Here is a 1,256-nt window from a genome sequence, read left to right as displayed (position 1 = left end):
GCCCGCCGCCGCCCACGACGAGCAGATCACCTACCAGGACTGGTCCGGGCCCGCCGACTGGCACCGGGGCAGCCGGGCCGGAACCCGCGTCGTGCCCGGCGCCCGAGCGGGCGTCACCCTTGCCCGCCCGGCCGGCACCATCGAGTACGCCGACCCGCACACCGGCGCCACCCGCACCTGGGAGTACGGCACCTGGACCTCGCCGGTGACCCGGGTCGGGTTCGACGCCACCGAGCTGATCGCCTCCTGGAACGCGGAGACCCCCGCCGGCACCTGGATCCAGGTGGAGATGCAGGGCAGCTACACCAGCGGCGACCAGACTCCGTGGTACGTCCTGGGTCGCTGGGCGTCCGGCGACACCGACATCAAGCGGACCAGCGTCAACCGGCAGGGCGACCCCTGGTCGACGATCTGGACCGACACCTTCAGCATCGACGACGCCACCGCCGGGGTGCTGCTGCGGTCGTACCAGCTCAAGCTGACCCTCTACCGCGCACCCGGGCAGAGCGCCGCCCCGGTGGTCCGGATGCTGGGCGCGATGAGCAGCACAGTGCCGGACCGGTTCACCGTGCCGCCGAGCGCCGGACACATCGCCTGGGGCCGGGAACTGCCGGTGCCGCGCTATTCGCAGAACGTGCACTCCGGGCACTACCCCGAGTACGACGGCGGCGGCGAGGCGTGGTGCTCACCCACCTCGACGGAGATGGTGGTCGAGTACTGGGGACGCAAACCGTCGGCGGCCGACACCTCCTGGGTGGACCCGACCTACCCCGACCCGACGGTCAACCACGCCGCGCGGATGACCTACGACTACGCGTACGACGGCGCGGGCAACTGGCCGTTCAACACCGCGTACGCGGCCAGCTTCCCGGGGCTGGAGGGCCGGGTGACCCGGCTGCACTCGCTGGACGAGCTGGAGCGTTTCATCGCCGCAGGCATCCCCGTCGTGACCAGCCAGTCCTTCCTCGCCAGCGAGCTGGACGGGGCGAACTACGGCACCTCCGGGCACCTGTTCGTGGTGGTCGGCTTCACCGCTGACGGCGACGTGATCGTCAACGACCCGGCCTCGTCCAGCAACGACGTGGTGCGCAACGTCTACAAGCGTGCGCAGTTCGAGCAGATCTGGCTGCGCACCAAGCGCACCAACGCCAGCGGCGGCGTCTCCGGTGGCTCCGGCGGCATCGCGTACCTGATCAAGCCCATCACAAAGCCCTGGCCCAAGGTCCCCGGCTCCACCAACTGGTAACCCTGTCCCT

At 70.7% G+C, this 1,256-nt stretch carries 1 protein-coding gene; it reads left to right on the top strand.

The genetic code is table 11. The features are described 5' to 3' along the window. Nucleotides 1–1,246, top strand: a 1,246-nt coding sequence (locus tag DLJ58_RS21385; protein WP_148098002.1) for a C39 family peptidase, incomplete at its 5' end; no start/stop codon positions are given. Nucleotides 1,247–1,256: the final 10 nt, after the last annotated feature.

Origin of the sequence: Micromonospora arida, assembly GCF_003857035.1 — a bacterium.
Taxonomy (GTDB): Bacteria; Actinomycetota; Actinomycetes; order Mycobacteriales; family Micromonosporaceae; genus Micromonospora; species Micromonospora arida.
The sequence above is the reverse complement of the archived record's forward strand: the minus strand, read 5'-3'. Positions and strand labels throughout refer to the sequence as shown.